This window comes from Candidatus Darwinibacter acetoxidans (genome assembly GCF_041936445.1).
In the GTDB taxonomy this organism is placed as follows: domain Bacteria; phylum Bacillota; class Limnochordia; order Darwinibacteriales; family Darwinibacteriaceae; genus DTU010.
Genome location: NZ_JBHGXH010000173.1, coordinates 1 through 1,481 on the forward strand (window position 1 = coordinate 1; position 1,481 = coordinate 1,481).

The 1,481-nt window shown below is 56.2% G+C and carries 3 protein-coding genes; all 3 read left to right on the forward strand.

Going from position 1 to position 1,481, the window contains the following annotated elements; genetic code table 11:
- The first annotated feature begins 23 nt into the window (after positions 1-23).
- On the forward strand, positions 24-809 hold the full coding sequence (locus ACE4YL_RS06350) for a peptidoglycan recognition protein family protein (protein WP_461369392.1): 786 nt from the start codon (positions 24-26) through the stop codon (positions 807-809).
- Positions 787-945 (forward strand): hypothetical protein, encoded by a 159-nt coding sequence (locus tag ACE4YL_RS06355; protein WP_461369393.1) that lies wholly within the window; start codon positions 787-789, stop codon positions 943-945. The genes ACE4YL_RS06350 and ACE4YL_RS06355 overlap by 23 nt, the downstream gene beginning before the upstream one ends.
- 181 nt (positions 946-1,126) lie before the next feature.
- A partial coding sequence (locus ACE4YL_RS06360; protein WP_461369394.1) for a hypothetical protein occupies positions 1,127-1,481 on the forward strand: 355 nt, incomplete at its 3' end.

The following is a 1,481-nucleotide window of genomic DNA, read 5'->3' on the forward strand; positions in this document are numbered from 1 at the left end:
ATGAGCCTGGCGAGGTGGGATAAATGGCCGTTCAAATTATCCAGGATTTCATCCCAAAGGGCCGGAAGAACCGCCCGGGCTACAAGATGACTCCCCGCTACATCACCATTCACGATACCGCCAACCCGGGCGCCGGTGCGAACGCCAAAGCCCACGCTGCCTATCTCAGGGGCGCTGCGGCTGCCGCGATCCCGGCCAGTTGGCATTTTACCGTAGATGACAAGGTGATATATCAGCACCTACCGCTAACGGAAAACGGCTGGCATGCCGGCGACGGCACCAATGGCACCGGGAACCGTCAGAGCATCGGGATAGAGATTTGCGAAAACCGGGACGGCAACAGGGTCAAGGCCGAAGCAAACGCGGCCTGGCTGGTGGCGAAGCTGCTGAAGGATTACGGGCTGAAGATAACCGCGGTCAAGCAGCACTACGACTGGAGCAAGAAGAACTGCCCCAACGTGTTGCGCGGCCGCAAAGACGGCTGGAAGAACTTCCTGGCGGCTGTAGAATCGCACTTAAAGGCCGGGGACATGCCCGCCATCACCCGCGCTATCGGCCTTGAGGTAGACGGCAAGGCCGTAAAGGAAGTAGGTTACCTGATCGACAATGCCACCTACGTCCGGGCCGCTTATGTGGTCGGGCTGGCCGGGGGCAAAGTAACCGGGCATGGCGATCATATCAAAATCGTGCTGCCGGCCAAAACAGACCCGGCAGAGATCGCCAAACTCAAAGCCGAGATCAACGGGCTTAAGGCCGCGAACGCTGCCCTGGAGGCGAGGATCGAAAATGCCAGAATCGCACTGTCCTGACGTCCAGCTGCGCATCGAGGCGATCCTCGCCCATATTCAACGGCTGCGTGCGAGCATCTACCCCGCCGATTGGACCGCCGATCCTCTTTACCGTATCGAGCAGGAGCTGGCGAGCCTGCTTAGCGACCTGAAATAACCCCCCCCTCTTAACCAACCGCCCCTCTTCGGAGGGGCTTTTTTGTGTACTTCTTTAGCCTAACAATGTTATGAAATCTTAACATCTTTTCCCGTAAAAATAGTGAGAAAAGACCAAAAAAGACTTGACGGAATACCCTATATAGGATATTCTATATATAGAAAGGGAAGGGGGAAGCAAGATGTTCTTAAAAATTGGAGAGGTCAAAGATGAAAGAATCGAGGGTTACCTTACCACATACTGCAGCGCCATTGTTAAGGAGACGGAAAAGGCCATCCAGGTTGAAACCGTTCGCCGGCGGCAGCGGCCCAGCGGGAAGGTGCGGGAAAGCACCTACGCCGACTGGCTGCCAAAAAGCCAGATTGAACGCATCGGGGATTATATCGTTATTCCCGGCTGGCTGGCTGACAAAAAGCAGGTGAAGAGTTTCGACATCACCTGCACACTTGACGGGGTTGCGCTGAAGGAGCAGACCGGGCTGGATCTGCTAAAGCTCACCCCGGCGCAGCGGATCGAGCTCTTAGAGAAGGGCCTGG